21 protein-coding genes are annotated in these 26,380 nt (G+C 73.4%); 10 read left to right on the plus strand and 11 right to left on the minus strand.

What is annotated here, in order from left to right; translation table 11 throughout:
* The first annotated feature begins 18 nt into the window (after positions 1-18).
* The 3 genes from ACPFP2_RS09520 (at position 19) to ACPFP2_RS09530 (ending at position 1,707) form a co-directional block, all read left to right on the plus strand.
* On the plus strand, positions 19-174 hold the full coding sequence (locus ACPFP2_RS09520) for a hypothetical protein (protein WP_424088099.1): 156 nt from the start codon (positions 19-21) through the stop codon (positions 172-174).
* Positions 174-1,139, plus strand: coding sequence for an N-acetylmuramoyl-L-alanine amidase (locus ACPFP2_RS09525; protein ID WP_424088101.1), 966 nt, complete (start codon positions 174-176; stop codon positions 1,137-1,139). The genes ACPFP2_RS09520 and ACPFP2_RS09525 overlap by 1 nt, the downstream gene beginning before the upstream one ends.
* Before the next feature lie 274 nt (positions 1,140-1,413).
* Positions 1,414-1,707: a BON domain-containing protein gene (locus ACPFP2_RS09530; RefSeq protein WP_424088103.1), complete on the plus strand. Its 294-nt coding sequence runs from the start codon at positions 1,414-1,416 to the stop codon at positions 1,705-1,707.
* Positions 1,708-1,828: 121 nt separating this feature from the next.
* Here the strand turns inward: ACPFP2_RS09530 and ACPFP2_RS09535 are convergent, their stop codons facing one another.
* The 3 genes from ACPFP2_RS09535 to ACPFP2_RS09545 all read right to left on the minus strand — a co-directional run bounded on the left by ACPFP2_RS09535 (position 1,829) and on the right by ACPFP2_RS09545 (position 3,281).
* Positions 1,829-2,242: a DUF305 domain-containing protein gene (locus ACPFP2_RS09535; RefSeq protein ID WP_424088105.1), complete on the minus strand. Its 414-nt coding sequence runs from the start codon at positions 2,240-2,242 to the stop codon at positions 1,829-1,831.
* Positions 2,243-2,379: 137 nt separating this feature from the next.
* Positions 2,380-2,919 carry a DUF421 domain-containing protein gene (locus ACPFP2_RS09540; protein ID WP_424088106.1) on the minus strand — a complete coding sequence of 180 codons (540 nt, stop codon included), beginning with the start codon at positions 2,917-2,919 and terminating at the stop codon, positions 2,380-2,382.
* 59 nt (positions 2,920-2,978) lie between these two features.
* Positions 2,979-3,281, minus strand: coding sequence for a DUF1330 domain-containing protein (locus ACPFP2_RS09545; RefSeq protein WP_424088108.1), 303 nt, complete (start codon positions 3,279-3,281; stop codon positions 2,979-2,981).
* 277 nt (positions 3,282-3,558) lie between these two features.
* Between ACPFP2_RS09545 and ACPFP2_RS09550 the strand changes: the two genes are divergently transcribed.
* Both ACPFP2_RS09550 and ACPFP2_RS09555 read left to right on the plus strand, forming a co-directional pair.
* Entirely contained in the window at positions 3,559-5,448 is a 1,890-nt protein-coding gene (locus ACPFP2_RS09550) for a protein kinase domain-containing protein (protein ID WP_424088109.1), read from the plus strand.
* Positions 5,449-5,626: 178 nt separating this feature from the next.
* The gene (locus ACPFP2_RS09555) at positions 5,627-6,826 is read left to right on the plus strand and encodes a DUF2254 domain-containing protein (RefSeq protein WP_424088110.1); all 1,200 of its coding nucleotides are present in this window, start codon (positions 5,627-5,629) and stop codon (positions 6,824-6,826) included.
* Positions 6,827-6,860: 34 nt separating this feature from the next.
* Here ACPFP2_RS09555 and ACPFP2_RS09560 read toward each other — a convergent pair whose 3' ends face one another.
* Positions 6,861-8,420 carry a metallophosphoesterase family protein gene (locus ACPFP2_RS09560; protein WP_424088112.1) on the minus strand — a complete coding sequence of 520 codons (1,560 nt, stop codon included), beginning with the start codon at positions 8,418-8,420 and terminating at the stop codon, positions 6,861-6,863.
* A gap of 363 nt (positions 8,421-8,783) precedes the next feature.
* Positions 8,784-9,587 carry a potassium channel family protein gene (locus tag ACPFP2_RS09565; RefSeq protein WP_424088114.1) on the minus strand — a complete coding sequence of 268 codons (804 nt, stop codon included), beginning with the start codon at positions 9,585-9,587 and terminating at the stop codon, positions 8,784-8,786.
* A 38-nt stretch (positions 9,588-9,625) separates the two neighbouring features.
* Here ACPFP2_RS09565 and ACPFP2_RS09570 point away from each other — a divergent pair, with 38 nt between their 5' ends.
* Complete coding sequence (locus tag ACPFP2_RS09570) at positions 9,626-10,138, plus strand: MarR family winged helix-turn-helix transcriptional regulator (RefSeq protein WP_424088116.1); 513 nt, start codon at positions 9,626-9,628, stop codon at positions 10,136-10,138.
* Between the two features lie 54 nt (positions 10,139-10,192).
* Here ACPFP2_RS09570 and ACPFP2_RS09575 read toward each other — a convergent pair whose 3' ends face one another.
* Positions 10,193-13,057, minus strand: a complete 2,865-nt coding sequence (locus ACPFP2_RS09575; protein WP_424088117.1) for an AfsR/SARP family transcriptional regulator — start codon at positions 13,055-13,057, stop codon at positions 10,193-10,195.
* 317 nt (positions 13,058-13,374) lie between these two features.
* Here ACPFP2_RS09575 and ACPFP2_RS09580 point away from each other — a divergent pair, with 317 nt between their 5' ends.
* Both ACPFP2_RS09580 and ACPFP2_RS09585 read left to right on the plus strand, forming a co-directional pair.
* A complete protein-coding gene (locus ACPFP2_RS09580) occupies positions 13,375-13,791 on the plus strand; it encodes a hypothetical protein (RefSeq protein WP_424088119.1) in 417 nt (138 codons plus the stop codon).
* Between the two features lie 223 nt (positions 13,792-14,014).
* Positions 14,015-18,388 (plus strand): tetratricopeptide repeat protein, encoded by a 4,374-nt coding sequence (locus ACPFP2_RS09585; RefSeq protein WP_424088121.1) that lies wholly within the window; start codon positions 14,015-14,017, stop codon positions 18,386-18,388.
* Positions 18,389-18,391: 3 nt separating this feature from the next.
* Here ACPFP2_RS09585 and ACPFP2_RS09590 read toward each other — a convergent pair whose 3' ends face one another.
* On the minus strand, positions 18,392-18,946 hold the full coding sequence (locus ACPFP2_RS09590) for a DJ-1/PfpI family protein (protein ID WP_424088123.1): 555 nt from the start codon (positions 18,944-18,946) through the stop codon (positions 18,392-18,394).
* A 191-nt stretch (positions 18,947-19,137) separates the two neighbouring features.
* Here ACPFP2_RS09590 and ACPFP2_RS09595 point away from each other — a divergent pair, with 191 nt between their 5' ends.
* A complete protein-coding gene (locus ACPFP2_RS09595; protein WP_424088125.1) occupies positions 19,138-19,518 on the plus strand; it encodes an SCP2 sterol-binding domain-containing protein in 381 nt (126 codons plus the stop codon).
* Complete coding sequence (locus ACPFP2_RS09600) at positions 19,515-21,554, plus strand: glycogen debranching N-terminal domain-containing protein (protein ID WP_424088127.1); 2,040 nt, start codon at positions 19,515-19,517, stop codon at positions 21,552-21,554. The genes ACPFP2_RS09595 and ACPFP2_RS09600 overlap by 4 nt, the downstream gene beginning before the upstream one ends.
* Positions 21,555-21,720: 166 nt before the next feature.
* Here the strand turns inward: ACPFP2_RS09600 and ACPFP2_RS09605 are convergent, their stop codons facing one another.
* From ACPFP2_RS09605 to ACPFP2_RS09620, 4 genes are all read right to left on the minus strand, one after another.
* Complete coding sequence (locus ACPFP2_RS09605) at positions 21,721-22,299, minus strand: AMIN-like domain-containing (lipo)protein (RefSeq protein ID WP_424088129.1); 579 nt, start codon at positions 22,297-22,299, stop codon at positions 21,721-21,723.
* Positions 22,300-22,491: 192 nt separating this feature from the next.
* Entirely contained in the window at positions 22,492-23,400 is a 909-nt protein-coding gene (locus tag ACPFP2_RS09610) for an aminoglycoside phosphotransferase family protein (protein ID WP_424088131.1), read from the minus strand.
* Between the two features lie 101 nt (positions 23,401-23,501).
* Positions 23,502-24,599, minus strand: coding sequence for a hypothetical protein (locus ACPFP2_RS09615; RefSeq protein ID WP_424088133.1), 1,098 nt, complete (start codon positions 24,597-24,599; stop codon positions 23,502-23,504).
* A 100-nt stretch (positions 24,600-24,699) separates the two neighbouring features.
* Positions 24,700-26,052 carry a glucose-6-phosphate dehydrogenase gene (locus ACPFP2_RS09620; RefSeq protein ID WP_424088135.1) on the minus strand — a complete coding sequence of 451 codons (1,353 nt, stop codon included), beginning with the start codon at positions 26,050-26,052 and terminating at the stop codon, positions 24,700-24,702.
* Positions 26,053-26,380: the final 328 nt, after the last annotated feature.

Below are 26,380 nucleotides of genomic sequence, written 5' to 3' on the forward strand. Positions count from 1 at the left end.
CCTCGATGAAGGAGCATCATGGCCACTCCGCGCCCCGTCCGCCTGCGCCGCCGAGGAGTGCTCGGCATCCCCGCGCTGGTGACCGCCGCCACGCTGACCGTCGCCGTCACACCCGCCCCGGCCGGCGCCGCACCGAAGGTCGAGTGCCTCGCCGACCTGCTCGGAGCGTCCTGATGGCCACCATCCCCTGGCTGGTGGACGTACTGCGGGGCGCGGGCGTGCAGGTCGTCGTGGAGGGTGACTGGCTCAACCGGATGCGCCCCGGCTCGTTCGACCCCATCGGCGTGCTGTGGCACCACACCGCGGCCACCTCCAGCGCCACCAACCCGCACCCGGCCCTGAACATCTGCATCAACGGTCGCTCCGACCTGCCCGGTCCGCTCTGCCAGGCCCTCGTCGACTACCACGGGGTCTTCCACGTCATCTCCGCCGGCCGGTGCAACCACGCCGGGACCAGCGGCGGCAGCGGGCCGATCCCGGCCGGCGACGGCAACACCCTCATGATCGGGTGGGAGATCGACTACAACGGCGTCAACCAGGAGATGACCACCGCCCAGTACAACGCGTCGATCGCCGCCACCGCCGCCGTGCTCACCCGCCTCGGCAGGGACGCCAGCCACGCCCGGGGCCATCGGGAGACGAGCACCACCGGCAAGATCGACCCGTCCTTCATCGACCTGAACGTGATGCGCGCCGACGTGGCCGCGAAGATGTCCGGCGGCGGCACCACCTGGAGCGCGGTGGTCGACAACGCCACCGCCGGCCGGTTCGCCGCCAGCGGCAACTGGGGCGTCTCGTCCTTCTCCGGCCAGCGCTACGGCGCCGACTACCGCTACGCCAACCCGGTCGCCGCCAGCGACGCCGCCTGGTACAAATTCAACGTCCCGGCCACCGCCGGCTACCGGGTCGACGCCTGGTGGCCGGCGAACTCCGGCTACAACAGCGCCACCCCGTACATCGTGGCCACCACCACCGGCAACCGCACCGTCTACGCCGACCAGCGGGTCAACGGCGGGCAGTGGCGCACCCTGGGCACGTTCACCCTGCCGGCGGGGGACGCCAACCGGGTGGCGGTGAGCCGGTGGAGTTCCGGCAGCGGTCTCATCATCGCCGACGCCGTGCGCCTCACCCGGGTCTGACCGGCCGCTGCGACCAGACCGCGACGACCGCCCGGACGTCACCGCGCGACGAGTGGTCGGCCGCTCCGGCGGCCCGCACGCACCGACGAAAGGGCGGCACCGTCCGAGCCGCCACCCGACGATTCACCTCGTCATCCCGGCCGTGGACCGGAACTCTCCTCGGCACGGCGGTTGTCACGCAACTGACACAGATCCGCGTCGCCATCGCCAACCGGGGCCCGGATCCTGGATGCCGAATCGGAGCCCGACCGGGTCCCACCGACGAGGAGCCCTCGTGTACATGCCGTGGTCACACCCCGACGGGAACTGGGCCGCGAACGTCGACCGGCCCGAGCCGGACAGCGACGACCTGCGCATCGAGGCACTGGTCGCGCAGCGGCTGAGCATTGACTGGACGACCCGGCGACAGCAGATCACCGTCTCGGTGCAGAACCGGGTCGCCATCCTCGCCGGCCTGGTGTACGGCGATGAGGCACGCCGGGTCGCGGCGGAACTGGCCTGGGACGTGCCGGGCGTCGTCGACGTCTGCAACATGCTCCGGATCGCCGAGCGACGCCGCCGACGGTGACCGGAGGCCCGCCGTCGGCCCGGCTTGCGCGGGCGAGGCGGCGGCCCGCGCGGCGCCTGCGGTTCGGCACCGTCGGCCGCCCTGACGTCCGACGACGCCCTACGAGGGCAGCCCGTGCCCGTCAGTACCGGTCGTCCAGGATCCGCTTCATCTGGGTGATCTCCTCCTCCTGGGACTTCACGAACTGGCCGCACAGTTCCACGATCTCCGGGTCGGTGATGTCCGGCTCCTGGCAGACCAGCACGGCCCGGGAATGGTGCGGAATCATCGACTTCAGGAATGCCTTGTTGCTTACCAGCGGTTCGGTGCGGACCGCGGCGAATCCGCCGAGGAACAGGGCGGCGAATCCGATGTACAGCACGAGGTTCAGGCGCTTGTTCGTGAACATGCCGTGCATGACGACCATCATGATGATCCCCATCGCCGCGACCATGATCAACGACATGTAGAAGTTGCTGAGGTTGAGGTAGAAGTCACCGAAGCGGCGAATCTGCGACAGGGTGAGGACGAACATCACGGCCAGGCTCACACTCATGACCACACCGAACCGCACAAGATCTTCATCGGTCCCTCCATTCCACGACGACGTCGCACAGGCTGGCCGGTCGGACAACCAGCAGGGCAGGAGCACAATCTTTCCCGGTCCTGCCAGCTGCGGCAGCAGTTACCCGCTCAGTCGGCTTGCGAGCCCGGACCCGATCCGTCAGCCGCGCTGACATCGGTGAGGCTGCTGCCGTCCCCGAGCTTGTCCTGACCGATCACACTCAGGCTGCCGTCGGTCTCCAGGACCACGGCGGCCAGCCGGCTCAGGTCCCCGTACCCCTGGCTGCGGGCCGCCTGCCGGATCTCGCTCTCACTGATCCGCATGGCGCGCACGACGTCCCGCCGCAGCTCGCCCCGGTGGAGCAACAGCGTCGGCGCCGACTTGACCAGCCGCTGCGACGCCGGCCACCGTACGGTGAGCAACGCGACGAGGAACTGAAGTCCGACCAGCAGGGCCAACGCCAGCAGCCCCTCGGCGAGGGAGACGTCGCGGGACAGCAGGATGGTCGCCAGCGTCGAACCCAGGGCGACGGTCACCACGAGATCGAAGGCGTTCAGCTTCGACAGGGTCCGTTTGCCGGAGAACCGCAGGAGTGCGATCAGGGCCGGGTACGTCAGAGCCGCGACGATCGCCAGGCGGATCAGATCGACGGGATTGTCCAGAAACATCGTCTCCTCCTACCCGCGGCAGCCCGAACCGTGCGCCGTCCCGGCCCCTGTCGCCGCCCTCACGGCGTCGACCACGAGGTTGTCGGTTGCAGGACCGCCTCCCGCAGGGCATCGGTGCGCAGCCGGGTCACCTCCTGGTACTCCGGGTCGGCGACCATCCGACTGAACGCCTCCCGGCTCGGATAGCGGACCAGAAGCACCGAGTCCCAGGACTGACCGTCCTCGGCGACGAGCGCCGGTCCGCCGTCACCGGCGTAGAGCACCTCGCCCCCGTACCGGGGCAGGAAGACGTCACGAAGGGCGGCGGCGTACCGGGCGTAGGACTCCCGGCCGCCGGGCGCGAAGCGCAACAGGTTGAGCATGACGACCGGCCCCTGCGGGTCGGCGCTCAGGAACTCCTGAGGGCGGCGCCCCGAGGGTCGACAGCCATTCGCACTCCTCGTCTCGACGATCCTGTCGCCGAACCTACCGGTGTGCGCACGCCTGCGCCGCCGCCGTTGATCCCGACCGGCTCGGTGGACCCGGCCGCCGGGCCGTTTTCCCTGATCCGTCGAGGGGTACGTCGTTGAGGTCCGCGACCCGAGCGGCGTGCGGACCCGTTGACGGACGCCGCGACCAGACACCGAGGAGGTGCAGGACGTGCGGCTGCTGGCAGGACGCTACCGGCTGGTGGAGCCGGTGGGCCGAGGCGGCATGGCGGTCGTCTGGCGCGCCGAGGACGAACTGCTGCACCGCACCGTCGCGGTGAAGCTGCTGGCTCCGCAGCTGGCCAGCGACCGACGCTCCCGCGAGCTGATCCGCGCCGAGGCGTTCGCCGCCGCACAACTCAACCACCCCCACATCGCCAACGTGTACGACTACGGCGAGGCGCGACTGCGCGGCTACCGGCGGGTCCCGTACCTGGTGATGGAGTTCGTCCGCGGCGAGACGCTCGCCGCCAGGCTGCACGCCGGCGGGGCGATGGACTGGCGTGACGCGGTGCGGGTCTGCGCGGACGTGGCGGCAGCCCTCACCGCCGCGCACGCCGCGGACCTGGTGCACCGGGACGTCAAGCCCGGCAACGTGCTGCTGTCCCCGGCCGGCGTGAAGCTCGTGGACCTCGGGATCGCCCTGGGCGTCGGTCAGCGCACCGTCGGCGAGCACGGCGAGGTACTGGGCACCCCCCGGTACATGGCCCCCGAGCAGGCACGCGGCGACGCGGCCGTACCCGCCAGCGACGTGTACGCACTCGGCCTGCTGCTGCACGAATGCCTCGTGGGCGTGCCGCTACGGCAGGGCGACAGCAGGGCCGAGCTACTCGCCTCGGATCACGCCGCGCCGGTGACCGCCGTACCGGGCCTGCCGGAGGCCGTCGCCGGGCTCTGCGCCCGGTGCCTGGCGTCGGATCCCGCGGACCGACCCACCAGCGGCCAGGTCTGGAAGCTGCTGTCGGAGGCGGTGGGGGCACGGCCGGCGATCGCGGTCCGACCGGCGATCGGCACAGACGCCACGTCCGGTCTCGTCCCGGCCACCCGCGCTGCCGTTCCGTCGGTTCGGAGCACGGGGACGGGCACGGACCGCGCCGCGCGACCGGCGGCGAGTGGTCGGGCACCGCGGCGGCGCGGCACCGCCCGGCGCAGCCTGCTGCTGGCGGCCGTACCGTCCACGGCACTGGCGGCCGCACTCGCGGCACAACTGCCCGGGCTCACCTCCGCGGACGACGCCGCGGAGGGTGCGGGAGCCGGATCGGACGGGTCCGCTTCAGGATGCACGGCGAGGTACACCTCCCACCGAGGGTCCAACGGCACGTTTGCCGCCGAGCTGACCGTCACGCATGCCGGCGCAGTCGGGTCCGGAGATCGAACGCTGTCGTTCGCGCTGCCCGTCGGCCAGCGGCTCACCGGCGGCACCGAGGGCGTTCGCCTGCGCCAAGAGGCGCGCACCGTCACGATCCGGGTCGACGGTCCCGCAGGCCCCGACAACACGACGACGGTCAGGTTGTGGGGCACCTACGACGACTCCACCCGCGGTGAGCCGACCCGCTTCGCCGTGGACGGCGTACCGTGCCGCCGGGCGTCCACGTCCATCACCTCCACGACCGTCGCCACACCGTCCGTCGGGCCCAGCAGGGCGGCTCCCGGCGGAGGCGGTGGGCGGGACGGCGAAAACACCGGGAGCGGTCGGCGCGACCAAACGGCGACCGGCGGTAGCACCACCCCCGCGAGCCCGGGCCGGGCACCCACCACCGTGCCGTCGACCGGCGCCCCGACCTCACCGGGTGTCCCGGGCGACTCGCCCCGGCCCTCCCCGACCACCGGCGCCCCCTCCCCGCCACAGACGTCCTCCCCGCCGCAGCCCTCGTCCCCGCCGCAGCCCTCGTCCCCGCCTCAGCCCTCGTCCCCGCCGCAGCCCTCGTCCTCGCCGGACGTCCCTGGTCCGGTCGAGTCGACGGAACCGGCCGACCAGGCCACCCCGACGGCGTCCACCGGTGCGAGCCCGGCCGGCACGACCCGGCCGAGCCCGGACTCACCGCCCGGGAACGACGCATGACCGGCGGTCCGGCCATCCCGCCGGAGCGGGACCGGACGTCGGGCCGACGCTCGCGGGGGTGGGAGCGGCGCTGCGGGCGCCGCCCTGCCCGGCCACCGGCACCCTGTCGCCTCCGGCCGGTCCGTCCCACCGGCGACGCGGCAGGTGTACGCCGGCACGGCGCGGGGATTACGCGCAGGTGAGCAGGACGCAGACCCGATCCTCTCGCCTGGCGTCGGTACGAAGCAGCTTCTGGCTGATCCCGGCGGTGTTCGCCGTGAGCGCGGTGCTGCTGGCCGTCGGGCTGTCGGTGCTGGAGTTGCGGCTGGTACTGCCGATCGGTGGCATCCTGCCCAGCGGCCCGGCGGGCGCCCGGTCGCTGCTCTCCTCGATCATCACGGCGATGATCTCGTTCACCGCCCTGGTCTTCTCCATCACGGTGGTCGCCCTGCAACTGGCCAGCAGCCAGTACTCGCCCCGGGTGCTGCGCACCTTCCTGCAGGACCGGGTCATCCAGATCACGCTGGGCACCTTCGTGGCGACGTTCCTGTTCGCCATGGTGGTGCTCGCCGCCCTGCCCGACCGGGCGGCGGGACGGCTGCCCGAGTTGTCGCTCGCCGCGTCGATGGCGCTGGTGCTGTGCAGCACCGCCGTCTTCATCTACTACCTGCACCACATCACCACCGTGATGCGGGTGTCGCACATCATCGCGTCGATCGGCGTCCAGACCCGCCGCTGCCTGGACGCCGACCGGTCGAGCGACGACGACGGCGAGCCGGAACACCCGGGCCGGATCTGCCAGGTGATCGGTGCGCTCGGGCCGGGAATGATCGACGACGTCGATCTCGACCTCCTGGCCGAGATCGCCCGACGTCACCGCTGCGCCATCTCGGTGGTGCCGGGTCCGGGGGACTTCGTCGCCGAGGGCACCCCGCTGCTGCACGTCCACCCGGTCGACGACCGGCCGCCGACGCCGCTGGACCCGAACGACACCGTGCAGGCGGTCAGCATCAGCGTCGAACGCACCCCCGGCCAGGACATCGGATTCGGTCTGCGGCAGCTCGCCGACATCGCCGAGCGGGCCCTGTCACCGGGCATCAACGACGTCACCACCGCCCAACGGGCCGTGCAGGAGATGCACGACCTGCTCCGCCGGCTGGCGGTCCGACCACGGCGGCCCCGGGCCGTCCGCGACGACGACGGCACCGTCCGCGCCATGGCCCGCCGGCAGAGCTTCGACAGTCTCCTCGCCGTCGCGGTGGACGACGTCGCGTACGCCGGCCGGGACCAGCCGAGGATCACCCAGGCCCTCGTCGAGATGCTGCGGGACCTCACGACGGTGGCCCTGCCCGAGCACCTGCCGGCAGTGCGTCGACGGCTGGCGGAGATGACGCCGTGACGAACCCGGGCGCGACGGCCACCCGGTCCGCGGGCTAGCGACCGACGGGGGCGACGCTCGGGGCGGACGGCACCGGGGCCTCCGTGGGCGGGGTGTCGTCGACCACGGTACGGTCGAGGCTGACCTGCGCCCGGCCGGTGCCACCGACACGGATGTCGTCGTACGCCTGGAGCCTGTGGTCGGGGCCGAGGTAGAGCACCGACAGGGCCAGCGGCATGGGCTCCTCACCCTCGAGCCCGCGCAGCCCCGCGCCGCCGGTGGAGCCCTGCACCGCGAGCCGGGTGGCCAACTCCCCGGCGGGCGGCAGCACGGTCACCTCCCGGCGGTGCGTGTGCCCGGCCAGGACGAGCGGCGCGACACCGGTGAGCGGCGCCGCGGACGCCGGGTCGTGCACCAGTGCGACGTCCACCGGCACGTCCAGCGACCGGATCGTCGTGGCGAGCCGCTCCCCCGTGCCCTCGACCGTCGTCGCCGGCTCCTCCCAGGGCCCCGCCTCCGACTCCTGCTTGTCGGGGGTGAAGCGGGGGTCACCGACACCCGCGATCGTCACACCGCGGACCACCGCGACCGAGTCGTCCAAGACGATCGCGTTCGGCTGGCTCGCCACCGCCGCCGCGGTACGGGGTGAGTCGTGGTTGCCCCGGATGTAGACGTAAGGCACCTTCAACTGGCCGATCATCGAGACGTACGACGTCTCGGGCTCGCTGCCCCAGTCGGTGATGTCCCCGGTGTCGATCACGAGGTCGATGTCGTACTGCTCGACCAGGGTCTTGATCACCGGCCAGGCGGCGGGGTTGAGATGCAGGTCCGACACGTGCAGCACGCGGGTGGTGTCCGGCGCGGCCTCGTAGATCGGCAGGCTCGACACGGTGGCGTAGAGCTTGCCGACGTTGCCGACCAGCCGCTGCAGTTGCTCCGCGTAACGGGTGTAGTCGTCGGCGATGCGCTGCGCGTCACCGATCAGCGCCGGGGCGTTGACCAGCAGGCCCTCGTAGCGGGGCTCGGCCAACGCCTGTGGCCGTACCGTCAGGGCCGCGGTGCCGAGGGTGCCGCCGGTGACCAGCAGGGCGAGCCCGCCCGACCAGGCGACCCGGCGCACCGAGCGGAAGGTCAGGGCCGCGAGCAGCATCGACGCGAGGACCGAGACGCCGAGCGTCCGGAGCCCGAGGCGGACCAGGGCGTCGCGGATGTCCTGCGGCGCGGTGTCGCCCGCCCGGGTGAGACCGGAGGGGTCGTTGATCAGGGCTTCGGTCCGTCGCTGGTCCAGCGATTCGAGGCGGACGGTGAGCCGTGCGGGACCATCGTGGCTGTCGAGGTACAGCGAGCCGAGCGGTGGGACGGCGACCTCGGTGCCACCGTCCATCGACGGGGACAGCTGGAACGCGACCCGCAGCGGCCCGACGTCGCCGGTTCCCCGCGCGGCGAGGAGCGTGCCGATCATGACGCCGACAGCGGTGACGACCAGCACCGCCGCCCCGCTCAGGACCCGACGGGGCCAGGGCGACCGTACGAGCCGGGCCGGCCGGGCGGCCCACCGCGCGAGGCGGTCGGCGACGGCGCGTCGGTACGGCGAGGCTCCGGAGGCAGGGGTCACGGGCCGGGGTCCGATCTGTGGGATGGTGTGGGACGAGGGTGGTCAGGGTGCGGCGTCGGCCGGGCGTCGTCGATGCCGTCGAGCACTCCCCGCACACCGGGGGACGGCGTCGTGCACCGGACCGGAGGTTTCGACGTCCAGCTCTGCGCGCAGCCGGATACGGACGACGACGGGACCGGCGTGGACGATCGTCAGGCTCACCCGCCACCCCCGTCCCACCGATACCTGCATACGTGCAATGAGTTTCCCGGGCGCCAGGCTATCCCGTGCCGGGCACACCGGCCAGGCGTCCACGGCGGCGGCGAACAGTGGCGCCACGGCCGGCAACCCCGATGAGCACGGCGTGCGTGCCGGCGGCGTCGATCAACGAGCGGAGGGGGCCGCACGGCTCTGCTGGTCCGGCTCGTCCGCTGCCCCCGTCACCCGTGGACCGAGTTGCTCGCGCAGGGCGGCGATCTCCGCGCGGAGGACCGCGATGTCGTCGACCGTCGCCGGGGCCGGTCGCCCCGTGTCGGAGACCCGTTCCACGATCCACGTCGCCAGCGAACCGGTGACGAAACCGATCAGTCCGATGCCGCCGATCATCAGGGCCAGGGCGACGAACCGGCCGGCGACGGTGACCGGGTAGTGGTCCCCGTAGCCGACCGTGGTGATGGTGACCGCCGACCACCAGAGCGCGTCGCCGTAGGAGGAGATGTTCGCGTCGGCGGAGAAGCGCTCGGCGTCGAGCACGGCCAGCGCGGACACCAGCACCAGGAGCAGGGTGGTGGCACCGACGTAGACGGCGAGCCGGCCCCGGGCCCAGGTCTCCGTCCTGCGGTTGAGGGTCAGCACGACGGTGACCAGGCGCAGGGCGCGCAGTGGGCGGAGGACGGGCAGCACCAGCACGGCGATGTCGAACAGATGGTCCCGGAGGAACCGTCGCCGGCGCGTGGCCAGCTTCAGGCGCGCCAGAAGGTCGACCCAGAACAGCAGCCAGATGACGACCGTCGTCACCTCACAGGCGAGTCGCCACGGCCCGGGCAGGTCGGGTCGGAGGATCGGCGCCGCGTACACGGCCAGGAAGAGGATCGACAGGATCGTCAGGGGAAGCGCCGTCAGGCGTTCCCACCTCGCCGCCCGGTCCACGGGCCGGGTCTCGTCCACGGTCTGGATGAAGGGTTCCACCTGAACGCCTTTGCATGTATCCGTGCAATCATTTTCGGATGGGACTGTACGTGGACGACGGCACCCCGTCGACTCCCGGCCACGACGATCTGCTCGACGGGCTGTCCGCGCTGAGCCGTACGCTCGTGGGGATCACCGCCCGGACGCTGGCCGCGCTGGACGCGGAGGTCACCCTGTCGCAGTACCGGACGCTGGTCGTCCTGGCCTCGCACGGCCCGATGCGCACGGTGGACCTGGCCGCCCGGCTGGGCGTCCACCCGTCGACGGCGACCAGGACCTGCGACCGCCTGGTACGCCGGGAACTCGTCGCCCGCCACCACCGCCCGACCGACCGGCGGGTCGCCTGGTTGACGCCGACCGAGACGGGCAAGACGCTGGTGGGTGACGTCCTACGGCGTCGGACCGATGAGATCCGACGTCTCCTGCGGATCGCCGACGGGAGCCGGCCGCGTACCCCCGCCGAGTTGATCGAGGCGCTGGTGGTCGCCGCCGGGGAGCCCACGGAGGAACAGTGGTGGCAGCGATGGGAGCAGTGCACGGCCCACCCCTGACGCCTCACCCGCACCTCGCCCGGGTGAGCCGCCGGGCAACCACGGTCCCGCCGGTCACCGGCCCTCACGCCGGTCGACCGCCGCCACCGGCTCCACCGCCGACGCCAGCCGGTCGAGCCGGGCGCGGACCTGTTCCGCCTCACCGTGACCGATCGCGACCAGGATGTCGTGGGCGCCCCGCCACGCCGCCCGGGCCGCCGGCTCGTCGCCCCCGTCGAGGTACGCCTCACCGAGGTGGATGAGCACCGACGCCTCCCAGTACCGGTGCCCCAGCTCCCGGTAGATGGCCAGCGACCGCTGGTGACAGGCGACCGCCTCGTCGTGGTCGCCGAGATGCCGCCGGGCGTAACCGAGGCTGTCCCAGGCCGCCGCCTGTCCCGCCCGGTCGCCCACCGCGCCGAGCACCGCGAGGGCCTCGGCGCAGTGCCGCAGGGTGTGTTCGTGCTCGCCGAGGCGAGCGTGGCACCAGCCCACCCCGTTGAGCGCCCGCCCCTCCCCCGGCCGGTCGCCGGCCCGGCGGAACAGCTCCAGTGCCCGCCGGGCGTGGTCGAGCGCCTCGCGCGGGTGGTCCTGCTGCTCGGCCAGCAGCGACAGGTTCAGTTCGACGACGGCCTGGCCGGGCAGCTCGCCCATCTCCTGGTAGATCCGCTGCGCCTGCGCGTAGTGGTCGTGCGCCTCGTCGGGGCGTGCCAACCGGACACCGGCGCGGGCCAGGCAGCGGTGGGCGTCCGCCTGCCGGCCCGGATCGCCGGTGGTCCGCGCGGCGGACAGGGCGAGCTGCTGGGCGCGCTGCCAGTCCGCCCAGTAGGCGCGGGTGTCGAAGAACGAACTCAACGTCCAGGCGAGCAGCCAGGTGCGCTCGGGCAGGCCGGCCCGGTCCGCCTCGGCGACCATCGCGACGAGCCCGGCCCGTTCCCGGGTGAACCAGGCGAGGGCGGCCTCCGCGCTGTCGATGGCCTCGACGGTCACCTCCGGCGACGGCGGTGGCAGGGCGGGCGGCTTGCGCACCGGGTTCAGTAGCCGCTCTGCCCGGCAGGCGGTGTGCAGGTAGTGGTCGAGCAGCCGGCGCAGCGCGGCGGCCCGGTCGGCCGGATCACCCTCGTCGAGGCGCTCGACGGCGTACTCGCGGAGCAGGTCGTGGAACTGGAACCGTCCGGGCCGGTGCTCGGCGAGCAGGTTCACCGAGACGAGGTCGGCCAGCACCTGCCGGGCCCGTGCCGGCGGCAGGCCGGCGAGGCTGGCCACCGCCGGCAGACTCACATCGGGGCCGGGGTGGGCGGCCAGCAGGCTGAACAGCCGGGTGGCCGGCTCGTCGAGCAGGTGGTGCGACCACGACAGCGTCGAGCGGACGTCGACGGTGCGGTCCGGGGCCAGGGCGTCCAGCCGTCGGGTGCGGCGCAGGTCGGCGGCGAGGCGCGGCAGCGGGACGTCCGGCTCGATCGCGGCGCGGGCGGCGACGACGGCCAACGCCAGCGGCAGCCCGACGCAGGACGTGACGATCTCGTCCACCGCCTCCGCCGCCGCCCGGGTCCGGGTCGTGCCCAGCCGCCCGGAGAGCAGTTCACGGGCCTCGGGCGGCGACATCAGCGCCAGCGGCAGCGGTTCGGCGGCCTCCTTGGTGACCAGCCCGTACATCTGGTCGCGGCTGGTCACCACGGTCAGCGCGCCCGCCGAGCCGGGCAACAGCGGCCGGACCTGCTCGGCGTCGCGGGCGTTGTCCAGGACGAGCAGGACCCGCCGGCCGGCCAGCAGGCTGCGGTAGAGGCCGACCTGCGCCTGGACCGTCCGGGGCAGCCGGTGCGGTGGCACGCCCAGCGCGTCGAGCAGGCCGCGCAGCGCCTCGGCCGGACCGGTCCGGGTCCGCTCGGGTCCGAAACCCCGCAGGTCGACGTAGAGCTGCCCGTCGGGGAAGCGGTCGGCGACGCGGTGCGCCCAGTGCACGGCCAAGGCCGTCTTGCCCACCCCGGCGGGACCGGTCACCACGACGGTCACCGGCACCTCGGCCGCAGTGGCCCGGTGCAGCAGGGCGCCGAGGCGGTCGAGGTGCCGGGCCCGCCCGGCGAACGCGGGGATGTCGGCCGGCAGCTGCCGGGGCACCGCGCGCTCGGGCACCGGCTCCGGGGCGGGCGGCGAGCCGGCCGTCACCGCGCCGCCGTCCGGGCCCGCCGCCCGTCCGCCACCCCGATCGAGTACGACGTGGCGCAGCTCGCGCAGCGCCGGGCCGGGCTCGATGCCGAGTTCGGACCCGAGGCGACGGCGGGCGCTGTCGTAGGCGGCGAGCGCGGCGGCCACGTCGCCCCCCGCGTGGTGCGCCCGCATCAGCAGCTCGTACGTGGGCTCCCGCAACGGGTCACGGACGAGCAACTCCCGCGCCAGGTCCACGGCCCGGTCGGCCCGGCCCGACCGCAGCATCGCCTCGGCCTGGCAGTGCACCACCCGCAGGTGTTCCTGTTCCACCCCGAGCACCCAGGCGTCGAGCAGCTCACCGGTCGGCACGTCCGCCAGCGGCCGGCCCCGCCACAGGTCGATCGCCTGCCGGCACTGCCGCCCTGCCTCGGTCGCGTCGCCGTCGTCGAGCAACGCCCGGCCGCGTCGCGCCAGGTCCCGGAACTGCCGCAGGTCGTACGCCTGATCGTCGAGGGTGAGCAGGTATCCCCCGCCGGCCTTGCGGACCTGGGGAGCGTCGTCGTGCGCGGCCAGCAGCCGACGCAGGTTCGCCACGTACATCCGGGCGTTGGCCAGGGCGGAGCGCGGTGGCCGCTCGCCCCACAGCTCCGCGATCAACTCCTCGATCGACACCACGGTGCCCGCCCGGGCGATCAGCAACGCCAGGGTGGTCCGCTGCTTGGGGGAACCGACGGCGAGGCGGCTGTCCGGCTCGCCGAGCTCCAACGGCCCGAGCACCGCTACCCGCACCACACCCCCATCCCGGCCGACCCGCCACCTCGGTGTCACTGAAAGTGCAGTTTAGGGAGGGCGGGCGGCAGGCGACCAATCATGATCGACGGTGCCACGGTCTGGGACCACCGCGGCCGTGCCGCGCCGACGGCGTCCCGACGCGGGCGGGTGCGGTCCGGCGGTGGTCGGCCCGGTGTGGGACCGGTCGCCGCGACTCGGCCTCCAGCTCGCCGCGACCCGCGCGTGAGCGGTGCGCCGATCGGACGCCCGTGGGCTCGGCGCGGTGTCCGCTCGTCGGGAGCCCGACCGGCAGCCGCGGTCCGTGGCCCCGACGGGTGATGATGGACGGCGTGGGCGGGCAGTGGTGGAACGGAGTCCGGCGCGGAGCCTGGGTGCTCGTCGCCATCGGCATCGTGGGTGTCGGCTCGTGGGTCGTCACGAAGGCACTCGGCGCGCGTGCCGGTGCGGACTTCGACCAGTGGGTGGGCTGGGCCAACGTCCTGGCACTGCCGGTCGGAGCCCTCGGCACCGCGCTGGTGCTCCTCGACCGGGCCACCCGTCATCGGGCCGGCAGCCGGCCGGCCGACAACGCGGACCTGCCGCCGGGGTCGGCGGGACCTGGCGCCGACGGTCCGCCGGCCGGCGTCCAGCAGACGCAGTACATCCAGGTCACCGGCGGCGGCACCGCGCAGGGCGTGATGAACGGCAACATCATCAACCACCCCGCGCCGACCCGGACCGACGACCCACGCTGACCCGGCGCAGCGCGCTGCCCGCCCTCTCGGTCACCGGCGTCCGCGACCTCGCACCGCTGTCGGCATCGCGACACGGCCGTCGGCGTCGTGCCGGGACGCCGCCTCGGCACACTGGGGCGACGATGCACGGCGACAGTGGAACGGTACCGATGACAGCGGTCGAGACAGCGCCGGTGACCGGCACGGCGGGCCACCTCGCGCCCGCCGCCCGGGGGGCCCGGCGGTGAGCGGGGCGCCGGGCGACGTCGTCCAGCACGTCACCGCCACCGCGGGCTTCGCGTACGGCGCCGTCGGCGCGGACGTCCACGTCCACGGCGACGGCACCCCGCTGTACCTGCTGCACGAGGAACAGCCCCGGCCCGGCTGGAGCGATGCCGACCTGCGTCAACTGCCCAGCCGCATGCTCGACGCGCAGGCGCAGGTGGTGCCGTTCACCGGCCGTGCCCGCGAGCTGGACGCGTTGCGCCGGTGGCGCGACGACGGCCCCCGGCTCGGCGTACGGCTGCTGCACGGCGCGGGCGGCCAGGGCAAGAGCCGGCTCGCCGCACGGCTCGCGGCCGACTCCCGCGCGGCAGGGTGGCGGGTGGTGCTGGCCGGTCTGGGCGTCGGCGCCGCGACGCCCTCCCCCGCTAGCCAGGACCTGCGCCTGGACGAGCACCGGGGGGTGCTGCTGGTGGTGGACTACGCCGACCGGTGGCCGCTGACCACGGTGGTCTGGATGCTGCGCAACAGCCTGCTGCACCGCCCGGACCGGCCGGCCCGGGTGCTGCTGCTGGCCCGCTCCGACGCCGGCTGGCCGGCGGTACGCGGGGAGCTGCGCAGGGCCGGGGTCCAGGCGGACGTCTCGGCGCAGGCCCTGCTGCCGATCACCGGCCGGGACCAGGACGAGCGGTCCACCATGTTCGCCGTGGCCCGGGACGCCTTCGCCGCCGTCCACGGCGTCGACGACCCGTCGGTCATCGCCGCGCCGACCGACCTGCGCCACGAGGACTTCGGGCTCACCCTGGCCCTGCACGTGGCGGCCCTGGTCGCCGTCGACGCCCACGTGACCGGGGCACGGCCGCCGGACGAGCCCGGCCAACTGACCCGGTACCTGCTCGACCGTGAAGAGGCCCACTGGTCCCGGCTGTACGAGGAGCGCACGCGGGGACTGGAGCACCACACCCCGGCGAGCGTCATGGCCCGCACCACGTTCACGGCGGTGCTGGCCGGGCCGCTGGCCTATCCCGACGCGGTCGCGCTGCTCGACCGGGTGGAGCGGGAACTGCCCGCGGACCGGATCATCACCGACCACGACCGCTGCTACCCCGCCCCGGACGAGGGTCGGCAACCGGTGGTGCTCCAGCCGCTGTATCCGGACCGGCTGGCCGAGGACTTCCTCGCCCACACCCTGACGCACCGGCACACCCGGCCCTGGGCGTCGACCCGGCTTCGCGAGGTGCTGCGGGAGCCGACCGCGCCCGGCGAGTACGCGTCGGTGGCGCGGGCGATGGTCTTCCTGGTGGCGGCTGCCGACCGCTGGCCCCGCCTCGCCGACGAGCAGCTCAACCCGCTGCTGCGCGAACGGCCCTGGCTCGCCGTGGTCGCGGGCAGCACGACGTTGAGCATGCTCGCCGCCAGCCCGCACGTCGACGTGGCCGTTCTCGAGGCCGTGGAGGCGGAGCTGCCCGCGGTCCCGTTCGTCGACCTCGACCTGGGCGCCGCCGACGTCGCCGAACGGACCGCGCGCGAGCGGCTGCGGCGGGCCGACGACGACACCGACCGGGCCGTCGCCTACGGGACGCTCGGTCGGCGGCTGGTCAACGCCGGCCGGTACGCGGCGGCGGTCGACGCGCTCGAGCGGGCCACCACGGCGTACCGGGCCCTCGCCGACGGTGACCCCGGCCGGTTCTCCGGCCACCTCGCCGCCTGCCTGGACGTACTGGGGATCGCCCTGGCGGGTCAGGGCCGTCGGGACCGGAGCACCGTCGTCGGCGGCGAAGCGCTCGCGCTGTACCGGCGTCTCGTCGAGTCCGAACCCGACCGCTACCGGTTCCCGATGGCGCTGTGCCTGAACAACCTCAGCAACTGGCTGGCGGACCAAGGCCGGGGCGAGCAGGCGCTGACCGCCAGCCAGGAAGCCATCGAATTGTTGCGTCCGCTCACCTCGACCGACCCACAGCGGTACGAGTCGCATCTCGCCTCGACGCTGGACACCGTGGGTAACCGGCTGCTCGAGGCCGACCGGCCGGACGAGGCCCTCACCATCACGCGGGAGGCCATCGCGCTGCACCGCCGTGGGGTGCGGACGAGCCCGGGCGCGCACCTGCCGCAGTACGCCCGAGCGGTGGGGAACCTCGGCGCGCGTCTGCTGGCGGCGGGCCGGCGGGACGAGGCGGTGGCTCCACTACGGGAGGCGCTGCGGCTGCTGCGGGAGCTGGACCGGGACAACCCGCTCATGAACCGGGCGGAGCTGGCCCACGCGTTGCTCAACCTCGCCTCGGCCGAGAGCGGTCAGCCGGCGCGGGACGCGGCGGCGGAGGCCGTCCAGCTGTATCGCGCGCTGGCCGCCGACAACCCCGACGCCCACCGTGGCGGGCTGATCCTCGCACTCGTGCAGTCGGGCACGCTCTCCGAGCGGGAGGGCGACGACGATGCCGCTCTCGACAGGTACGCCGAGGCCCTCGGGCTGCACCGCGATGGGCCCGGATCGGTCGCGGCCATCTACCGCCCATCGCTGGCGGTGCTGCCGGGTCGGCTCGCCGGCCTGCTGGCCGCGTCCGGGCGGTCGGCCGAGGCCGCCGCCGTCCTGGCCGAGCCGGTGGACGCCGACGAGCTCGCCTGGCTGACGTCGGCCCCGGCCCCGGACCGGGCACTGGTGCTGGTGCAGCGCAGCCTGTCGATGATCAGGGAGGGTTCGCTGGACGAGGCCCAGCAGTCGCTCTCGCAGGTCGCCGACCTGTACCGGGAGCTGGGCGGCGGCGAGTCGACGGGGGTGATCGCCGATGTCGGGGAGCTGCGCGCCGAACTCCTCGGGCGGCTGGAGGACCACGAGTCCGCTGCGGTGGCGGCCCGGGAAGTCGTCCAGTTGCGCCGCGAGCAGCACGGCGGTGATACGCCGACCCACCGTGCGGATCTGTTGCGGGCCCTCGAGCTGCTCGCCGGAGCGTCGGCCCGGTCCGGTCACCACGACGAGGCGCTGGCAGCGACCCGCGAGGCGGTGATGCTGTCACGACAGCTCGCCGAGACCGATCCCGCGCACCTGCCGCAGCTGGCCCGGTCCCTGGACCAGTTCGTCCGGGTCCGCCGTGGCGCTCGCGTCGAGCAGGCCGACGCTCTCGACGCGGCACACGAGTCCGTCCGGGTCCGACGGCGGGCGAACCGGACCGATCGGGCCGACCATCTGGCGCACTTCGGCGCGCTGTACGCGCTCGGGGAATTGCTGCACGAGTCAGGGCGACATCAGGAGGCCGCCGCCACCACCGAGGAGTGCCTGCTGCTCTGTCGGCGACTGGCGCGGTCCGACCCGCGCGAGCACGGCAGGTGGGTCAGCGCCGTGGCCACCGAACTGAGTCGGCGCCTGTGGGACCTGGGACGGGGTGAGGAGGCGCTGGCCGCAGCCTCGGAGGCGGTGACCGTCCTCGAACCGCCGGCCGGGACCGACGACCATCGGGCCGACCACGCCACGTCCCTGTGGAACCAGTACGTCCTGCTCCGAAAGATGGGACGCGCGGACGAGGCCGGGGTGGCCCTCGAGACGGTCCTACCGGTCTACCGTCAGCTCGCCGACGAGGATCCGGACACCCACTCGGCGGACCTCGCCACCTGCCTGAACGACCTCGCCGTCACCCTCCGACGGCAGGGCCGCCTCGAGGGGGCGCTCTCCCCCGCCGAGGAAGCCGTCACCCTCCGCCGTCGCCTGGCGGCGACGGCGCCGGAGCACCTGCCGGACCTCGCGACGTCACTGCACAACCTCGGCAACCTCTGGGCCGACCTCGGGCGCGGACGGGACGCGCTCGGGCCGGTCGAGGAGGCGATCGCCATCCGGCGGCGACTGGTCGACCCGGACGCGCACCGGGGCCTGCTGGCCTGCGCCCTGGACGACCTCGGGGTGCTCCTGTCGGACCTGCGACGGCACGACGAGGCGTTGGCCCCCGCGACGGAGGCCGCCGACATCCGCCGGCAGCTCGCCGCTGCCGATTCCGACGCGTACCTGCCGGACCTGGCCGTGTCGGCGCACAACCTCGGCCTGCTGCTGGCCGACCGGGGGCAGGGCCGGGAGGCATTGACGGCGGTCGCCGAGGCGGTCACCATCCGCCGCCGGTTGGCCGGGCGGGACCGGCCCACCTACCTTCCCCTGCTGGCGCGGTCACTGTCCGCATACACCCATGTCTGCCTGCTGACCGGCCGGAACCTGCCCGGCGCGCTCAGGGCGGCGAGGGAGTCGGTCGAGCTGCACAGGACGCTCGCCGAGCGCGACCCGCAGCGCGCCGGCGCGGCGTACCTGCAGGCGTACCGCTTCCTGGCCGAGGCGTTGGAGAGGTGCGGCGAGCCGGCGGAGGCCACCGCCATCCGGCAGCGGATCGGTACGCCTCCCGGCGACGGCGCCGATCCCTGACGGTCACTGGCGGGACCGGAGGATCCTGAGGAATTCCCGCATCCACGGTGGATTGGCCGACCAGGCCGGCGCGGACACCTGGAGACCGTCGACCAGCACCTCGGTGTCGACGTACTCCGCACCGGCGGCCCTGATGTCGGGCGCGAGCGCCGGGTAGGCCGAGGCGCGCCGACCGTCGAGCGCCCCTGCGGCGGCCAGGATGAGCGGCCCGTGGCAGAGGTGGGCGATCGGCTTGTCCGCCTCGACGAAGTGCCGGACGATCCGCAGGCAGTCCTCGTCGTTGCGCAGATACTCGGGTGCGCGGCCGCCGGGCAGGACCAGTGCGAGGTAGTCCGCGGGGTTCACGTCCGTGAACGCCAGGTCCGCCGGGAAGGCGTATCCGGGCTTCTCGGCGTACGTGTCGAAGCCCTCGACGAACTCGTGGATGACGAACTGGAGCTTCTTGGCGGCCGGTGCGGCGATGTGGACGTCGTACCCCTCCTCGAGCAACCGCTGGTAGGGGTAGAGGACCTCCAGTGACTCCGCCGCGTCCCCGGTGATCAGCAGCACCTTCTCCATGCTCGCCCCGTCCCGCTACTGCTCTGCCGCTGGTCCGCCAAGACGGTGGACCAGCGGAACCTCATGCCTGAGAGCGATGGTATCGATCATAAGGGTCGAATGGGGGCACTTCGTGCGATGATGGCAGGCGATCGGCGGGGCCGGCGGAGGTCGGCCTCGGGCACCGCCGGCGAGCGACGAACGGGGAGCCGATGTCAGCCTCGATCGAGGAGTTCCTGGGCGAACTGGCCGACTGCCCGTACCTGCAACGGCTCGCCAGGGTCGACGGCACGATCCGCCTCGATCTCACCGAGGACGGGCAGATCCACCACTGGCACATCACCATCGCCTCCGGCACGATCACCGTCTCCCGGGAGAACCGCCCGGCGGACTGCGTCCTGCACGGCGACAAGGCGTTGCTGGACGCCGCCGCCCGGGGCGAGCGGAATCTCACCACGGCCTGGCTGACACGAAATCTCGTCCTCGAGGGCCGGGTGGAACTGTTCCGACTGCTGGAGCGGCTGTTCCCCGGCCCACCGGCTGCCCGCAGTCCGCGCGACCTGGTGCCACCGCCGCCGGGAGGGCAGCGGTGAGCGACCTGGTACGCATCCTGGACGGCAACTCCTTCGTCGTCACCGACCGGCGCGGGGACTTCAGCGCCTCGCCGACCTTCCCCACCGGGCTCTTCTCCTGGGACACCCGGTTCCTGTCGAAATGGCAGCTGACCGTCAACGGCAGGTCGCTCTACTCCCTGTCCCTGGACGACCTCCAGTACTACCAGGCCCGGTTCTTCCTCGCCCCGGCGAGCGCCACCCACGACTTCGACTCGACCATGTCGATCATCCGCCAGCAGACGATCAACGACGAGTTCGAAGACCAGTTGACCATCATCAGCCACGGCGACGAGCCCACCGATCTCGTCGTACGGCTCGACGTGGCCAGCGACTTCGCGGACATCTTCGAGATCCGGCATCAGACGAAGAAGAAGGGTGGCTACTCCTCCCGGATCGAGAACGGCAACCTGTTCCTCGGGTACCAGCGGGAGGACTTCCACCGCGAGGTGATGATCAGCTGCGACCTGGGCAGCGAGATCGACCCGAGCAACTGCCGCAGCGACGTCGATCTCGACGGGTTGACCGCCACGGCGCGGCTCGAGCCGAAGAAGATGTGGGTGCTGAAGCTGCGGGCGTCGATGCTCGGCCCGCAGCGCCGTACCGTACGGGCCAGCCTGGGGGGCACCCCCCGACGCAGGCCGCCCCTCGCCGAGGACCTGGAGCTGTGGTTCGACAACGCCCCTCGGCTGGAGACGGACCACGAGTCGCTGATCGGGACGTACCGGCGCAGCATCGCCGACCTGGCTGCGCTGCGCTACACCCCGCTGGTCTCCGCCGGGCTGAGCGTGCCGGCCGCCGGGCTGCCCTGGTTCATGACCATCTTCGGCCGGGACAGCATCATCACCAGTTTTCAGGCGCTCCCCTTCGCCCCGCAGCTCGCCGCGGCCACCATCTACACCCTCTCCATCCCGCAGGGCAGCCGACTGGACGACTTCCGGGACGAGGAGCCGGGAAAGATCCTGCACGAGTTCCGCTACGGCGAGAGCGCCGCGTTCGAGGAGCAGCCCCACACCCCGTACTACGGCTCGGCGGACGCCACCCCGCTCTACGTGGTGCTGATGGACGAGTACGAGCGGTGGACCGGGGACGCGACCATGGTGCACCGGTTCGAGCGGGAAGCGCGCGCCGCCCTGGACTGGATCGACACCTACGGCGACGCTATGGGCAACGGCTACATCTGGTACCAGCGGCGCAGCGCCCGGCGGGGGTTGCAGAACCAGTGCTGGAAGGATTCCGACGACGGCATCTGCTACCGGGACGGGCGGCTTCCCGGCTTCCCCCGGGCCACCTGTGAACTCCAGGGTTACGCCTACGACGCCAAGATCCGCGGCGCTCGGCTCGCCCGGGAGTTCTGGGGCGACCCGGCGTTCGCCGAACGGCTGGAACGGGAGGCCGCCGACCTGAAGGCACGCTTCAACCGGGACTTCTGGATAGAGCGGCACGGCTACTACGCCCTCGCCCTCGATGCGAACGGCGACCAGGTGGACGCGCTGACGTCCAACATCGGCCACCTGCTGTGGAGCGGCATCGTCGACGAGTCCCGCGCCGATGAGGTCGCGCGGCACCTGATGAGCCCGGAACTCTTCTCCGGCTGGGGAGTACGCACCCTCGCCACCGACCAGGCCCGGTACAACCCGATCGGCTACCACATCGGCACGGTGTGGCCGTTCGACAACAGCCTGATCGCCTGGGGGCTGCGCCGCTACGGCTTCGACCGGGAGTCCGCCCGGATCGCCATCGCGATCATCGAGGCGGCCGGCTACTTCGCCGGTCGACTGCCCGAGGCGTTCGGCGGCTACGAACGCGACCTGACCCGCTATCCCGTCGAGTACCCCACCGCGTGCAGCCCACAGGCGTGGTCCGCCGGAACCACGCTCCTGCTGCTGCGGGCGATGCTCGGGTTGGAACCCGTCGGCGACCACCTGGTCAGCCGCCCCAGCCTGCCCGACGGTCTCGACCGGCTGGTGCTGCACAACGTGCCCGGTCGCTGGGGCCGCAAGGACATCTCCGCCTGAGCCACGGAACGACACCGGTCCGAGATCCACCGCCCTCAGCGGTGCCGGAGTCCCACCCGGGTCGACCGCGTCCGGTGTGCGGCACACAGCGGGCGGGCCGCTGTGCCCTGACGGACGGCGACGCTCGAGGGCCCGGCCGGAGCCGGACCCTCGACCTGTCGTCGGATCACTGCTGCCACTGGTGGGCGATGTCGAGCACGATCCGGCTGTGCGTGCCCGGACCCACCAGCACGAACACCCGGAACGGCAGCCGGGCGCGCACACCGACCGCGAAGGTGGTGTAGCCCTCGAAGCTGCCGCCGAAGACCACGTCCCGCAGCGTCGGCGAGCGCAGCGCGTTCACGACGTGCTCACCGACCCGGTACGGGACGGTGGCGACGTGCTCGTCGTCGTACGCCGGGGCCCGCAGCGACACCCGCAGCAGCTCGTCGCCGGCGGTGTACGGCGACAGCGCCAACCCCTCCCCCTCGGTCCAGGTCTCGCCGTAGGCGACCGAGTAGCCACCGACCGCTCCGGCGAACTCGAACACCACCCGGTCGAAGCAGTCGTGCCGTCCGGCGCGCACCTCGATCAGCGGTGCGGCGCTGAGCGTGCCGGCCGACTTCTCCGCGCTGCCCCAGGTGATCCCGCAGTACGGCGATCCCGTCGCCGCGGCCGTGCTGCTCGCCGCCGCGCCGGTGCCCGCGCCGGCGACCAGCCCGGCGAGCACGACGACCACCGCCATGAGTCCGCTTCTGATCCGCATCGTGTCCTCCCGTGGTCTCGCTCCGGTGCTCTCGCCGGCGTCGTCGCCGGCGACCTCGGATCCACGGTGGAAGGTGTCTGCGGCAGCAGCTTCGCTCTCCGGTAACTGCCACGTAACAGTGGCCGGCGGGGTCGGGTACGCGCCGATAGACCGTCGGGACCGGCGTGCGGCCCGCGCCGGGCACGGCGCCGCTCAGCGGGCGGCGGCGTCGGCGCAGATGGCCTGGAGTCGCGCCTGGCACTCGGCGACGAACTCCGGGTAGGTGTGCCAGTAGTAGGAGACCCCGCTCACGCCCACCGCGATCGCCCAGGCGCGGGCGCGGGCCCAGGTCGGCTCGTCGAGGCGCAGGCTGTCCCGGTAGGTGTGCCGGGCCTGGGGCGGCAGGTCCCAGACCGGGGCGTGCTCGGCGTCGGGGAAGCCGATCGAGAGGCCGCCGAAGTCGATGACCGCGTGCAGCCTGCCGTCGCGCGCCAGCAGGTTGGTGGGCCTGAGGTCGCCGTGCAGCCACCCGGGGAGTGCGGTGGGCTCCGGCAGGGCCAGCGCGGCGTGCCACAACCGTCGCAGGGTCGGCACGTCCAGCCGTGACCCCATCAGGGCGCGGCACTCGTCGAGGGACCTGCCGACCCACTCGTCGCAGGCCCGCAGGCTGCCGCCGCGGTACCAGCTGAGGTCGTCCGTGCGGGTCGCCCCCATCAGGTCGACGGCGTGCAACTGGCGTACGAAGTCGGCCAGGTCGGCGCCGAAGGCCGCCCAGTCCCGCACGCTCGCCGGGCTGACGTCGTCGCCGTCGATCCAGCGGTACACCGACCACACCAGCGAAAACGCCGTGGTGGGTGTGCCGGCGTGGACGGGCTCGGGGACGGGCCAGGTCAGCAGCGGCGCCAGGCGGGGCAGCCACCGCTGCTCCTTGCGCACGGACCGCGCCTTGTCCGCGGTGCGCGGCAGCCGTACGAGCAGGTCGTCGCCCAGCCGGTACATGGTGTTGTCGGTGCCCGCGCCCGCCGGGGACAGCCGCAGGTCGGCCCACTGCGGGCACTGTGCCCGCAGCAGCGACCTGACCGTCGTCTCGTCGATCGGAATCTCGTCCTGGTGCAGCGTCACGCCGGAAGTCTCGATGCTGACGGCGCGCGGAGCCAGTCAATTCCTGGCGGACCCGACGCACGGTGCAGCCGGTCGGGTGCCTGACCGGCCGCAGCGGCGAGTCACCGGCGGCGGCGACGTTTCAGGGCCAGTCCGAGCAGCACCAGCGCGGCCACGGCGAGCCCGACCACGCCGACCCCCACGGCAGCCGTGCCGGACTGCCGGCGGTTCGCGGGCGCCGGCGCCGCCCCCGGGCGAGTACCCGGCCCGACGGAGGTGGCCGCCGGGGCCGGCCGGGTCGGGGCGGCGGCCGGGGCGGAGGGCAGCGGATAGCGCAGGATCGTGGGCCGGGTGCCGGGCGGCTGGTCGGCGGTCTCGGAGACGGTGAGCAGGAACCGCCCGTCCCGGCTGTAGGTGACCGATTCGCCCTGCGGCTCGTCCGGCAGCGGGACCACGCGCGGTCTGCCGCTGGTCAGCGCGGCGATCACGTCCCCGTCGGGGACGTCGTACTCGAACGCGTCGGCGTAGGTGCGCAGCACCACCCGCCGCCGGTCCGGCGCGCCCGCCGCGCCGGTGACCAGCCCTCGGCCGAAGAAGCCGTACGGATTGCGGGTCGTGCTGTCGGGCAAACGCACCTCACCGACGCGGGACAGCGGCACGGTCGCCCCCGCGCGCAGCGGTGTCGCCGGGGCGTACAGTCCGGCGGCGCCGCCCTGCTTGGTGACGATCAGCGGCCGGCCGTCGCCGGTGACCAGCAGCGCCTCGGCGTCGTGCGGGCCGTCCGGGTACGTCATCCGGTGCAGCGCCGGCCGGCGGCTTCCCGGGCGCAGCACCCACAGCGCGACCGTGTCGCGGGCGCGGTCGTTGTCGCCGATGTCGGCCACCCAGACCGTGCCGTCGGCGGTGACCGCCAGGTCCTCGGTGTCCCGGGGACGGGAGGGGAACCGCACCGTGCGCAGCACCGCGCAGTCGGCGTCGAGAAAGAAGATCTGGCGGCGGGACTCCTCGTCGCTGCCGTCGTTGACGGCGACGAAGCCGTCGTCGGTGGCGGCCAGCCCCGAGATCTCGTCCAGCCGCTCGTCGGCCACCCGGCACACCGCCGTTGCGGCGGCTGTCGGCGCGGCCGTCGCGGCGCCGGGAATGACGACCAGGGTGACGACGACGCCCGAGGCGAGCAGCGCGGCACACCCCCGCCGGATCCCCGGGTCGAGTTCCCGCATGCCCGCCTCCTCCGCGCCGACCTGAAGGATGGCATCCCGGGGCCATCCGGTGCGGCCCCACCGGACGCTCGCGACGTCACCCGCGTCGCGGACGGGTGGATCAGGGGCCGTCGGATCCGGCAGGGTACGTCAGCATCGGGACCGCACCGTCGGACCAGGCCTTGAGGACGGGTTCGACGATGCGCCAGCCCTCCTCCGCCTCGTCGCCGCGGATGGACAGCGTCGGATCGCCGTGCAGGACACCCAGCAGCACGTGGGCGTAGGGCGGCAGTTGTTGGGCGGGGAAGCGGGCGTCGAGGTGGACACGTTCCAGGCAGAACGGGTCGCCGCTCCCGTTGAGGTTGATGTCCAGGCTGATGGCGTCCGGGTCCAGCCGCATCCGCAGCCGGTTGGCCGGTGCCGTGTCGGGGAAGGGCTGGTGCGGGACGGGCCGGAACCGCACGACGATCTCGCGACGCGCCTTGCCGAGGGCCTTGCCGGTGCGCAGCCGGAACGGCACACCGGCCCACCGCCAGTTGTCGACGAACACGGTGACCTCGGCGAAGGTCTCGGTGTCCCGGCCGGGATCCACCCCGGGCTCGTCGACGTAGGCGGGCACGGACCGACCGTCGACACGGCCGGCGGTGTACCGGGCGCGGCGCGTCAACGTCCCCATCCGGTCCGCCGCCGGAGGGCGCACCGCACGCAGCGCGTCGATCTTGCGGTCCCGCAGGTCCCGGTGGCCGGTGCTGGTCGGTGGTTCCATGGCGACGAGGGCGAGTAGTTGGAGCAGATGGTTCTGGGTCATGTCCTTGAGCGCTCCGGCGCCGTCGTAGTAGCCGGCGCGGCCCTGCAGGGCGACGGTCTCGTCCCAGACGATGTCGACGGCGGCGATGTGCAGGGCGTTCCAGACCGGTTCGAACACCCGGTTGGCGAAGCGCAGGCCGAGGACGTTGAGCACCGTCTGCTTGGCCAGGAAGTGGTCGACGCGGAACACGTCGTCCTCGGCGAAGCAGCCGTGGATGGTCTCGTTGAGCTGCCGGGCATCGGCGAGATCGGCGCCGAACGGCTTCTCCACGATCAGCCGGCTGCCGGCCGGCAGGCCGCTCGCGGCCAGGGCTCGCACCGCGCCCTGGAAGATGGTGTTGGGCAGGGCGAGGTAGACCGCGGCCGGCCCGGTCAGGTCGCCCAGTGCGGCGGACAACTGGGCCGCGTCGGTGACGTCGGCGCTGCGGTGCCGCAAACGGTCGGTGACGCCGCGTACGTCCCGGGCGCTCAGGTCGGGCGCCTGTCGGGCGAGCCGGGCCCGGGCGGCGGCGCGGAACTCCTCGTCGTCGCGCTCGTCCCGGTCGATGGCGAGGATGGTCTGCCGGTCGTCGAGCAGCCCGGCGGCGTGCAGCCGGGCCACCGCGGGCAGCAGGTACCGGGCCGAGAGGTCGCCCGACGCGCCGAGGACGACCATGTTCTGGATCATCGGACGCTCCGCCGACCGGGTGCCGGGGACGGGCCGCACCGGTGCTCCTCGCGTGCCTGGTGGCAGCGGGGGTGCGTCACCGTCGGCCCGTTCACGATGTGCTCCTCGAACTGTTCCGCGCAGGCCCGGGCCCCCGCCGCCGACCGTCGACGGTGCGCCGGTGCCCGATCCGCAGGCGCGACGCCGGCGCGGATCGTCGTTGCCGGCGCGGACACTTCCGAGGCGAAGTGAACGCCACCGCCGGTCCCGGCGCGGCCGTACCGGAGATTCGTCCTCCGATCGGAGGACGGGGTGCGCAGTCACCGCGCCCCACGCCGTGCCCGGGGTG

It is taken from the genome of Micromonospora citrea, from assembly GCF_049629545.1.
In the GTDB taxonomy this organism is placed as follows: domain Bacteria; phylum Actinomycetota; class Actinomycetes; order Mycobacteriales; family Micromonosporaceae; genus Micromonospora; species Micromonospora citrea_A.

What these genes read in the sequence shown, in the direction of transcription:
- ACPFP2_RS09620 (WP_424088135.1), bottom strand. Translation starts at nt 26,052, where the DNA reads ATGATCCAGAACATGGTCGTCCTCGGCGCGTCGGGCGACCTCTCGGCC.
- ACPFP2_RS09520 (WP_424088099.1), top strand. Translation starts at nt 19, where the DNA reads ATGGCCACTCCGCGCCCCGTCCGCCTGCGCCGCCGAGGAGTGCTCGGC.
- ACPFP2_RS09535 (WP_424088105.1), bottom strand. Translation starts at nt 2,242, where the DNA reads ATGAGTGTGAGCCTGGCCGTGATGTTCGTCCTCACCCTGTCGCAGATT.
- ACPFP2_RS09545 (WP_424088108.1), bottom strand. Translation starts at nt 3,281, where the DNA reads ATGCTCAACCTGTTGCGCTTCGCGCCCGGCGGCCGGGAGTCCTACGCC.
- ACPFP2_RS09590 (WP_424088123.1), bottom strand. Translation starts at nt 18,946, where the DNA reads ATGGAGAAGGTGCTGCTGATCACCGGGGACGCGGCGGAGTCACTGGAG.
- ACPFP2_RS09525 (WP_424088101.1), top strand. Translation starts at nt 174, where the DNA reads ATGGCCACCATCCCCTGGCTGGTGGACGTACTGCGGGGCGCGGGCGTG.
- ACPFP2_RS09540 (WP_424088106.1), bottom strand. Translation starts at nt 2,919, where the DNA reads ATGTTTCTGGACAATCCCGTCGATCTGATCCGCCTGGCGATCGTCGCG.
- ACPFP2_RS09570 (WP_424088116.1), top strand. Translation starts at nt 9,626, where the DNA reads ATGGGACTGTACGTGGACGACGGCACCCCGTCGACTCCCGGCCACGAC.
- ACPFP2_RS09615 (WP_424088133.1), bottom strand. Translation starts at nt 24,599, where the DNA reads ATGCGGGAACTCGACCCGGGGATCCGGCGGGGGTGTGCCGCGCTGCTC.
- ACPFP2_RS09605 (WP_424088129.1), bottom strand. Translation starts at nt 22,299, where the DNA reads ATGCGGATCAGAAGCGGACTCATGGCGGTGGTCGTCGTGCTCGCCGGG.
- ACPFP2_RS09595 (WP_424088125.1), top strand. Translation starts at nt 19,138, where the DNA reads ATGTCAGCCTCGATCGAGGAGTTCCTGGGCGAACTGGCCGACTGCCCG.
- ACPFP2_RS09580 (WP_424088119.1), top strand. Translation starts at nt 13,375, where the DNA reads ATGATGGACGGCGTGGGCGGGCAGTGGTGGAACGGAGTCCGGCGCGGA.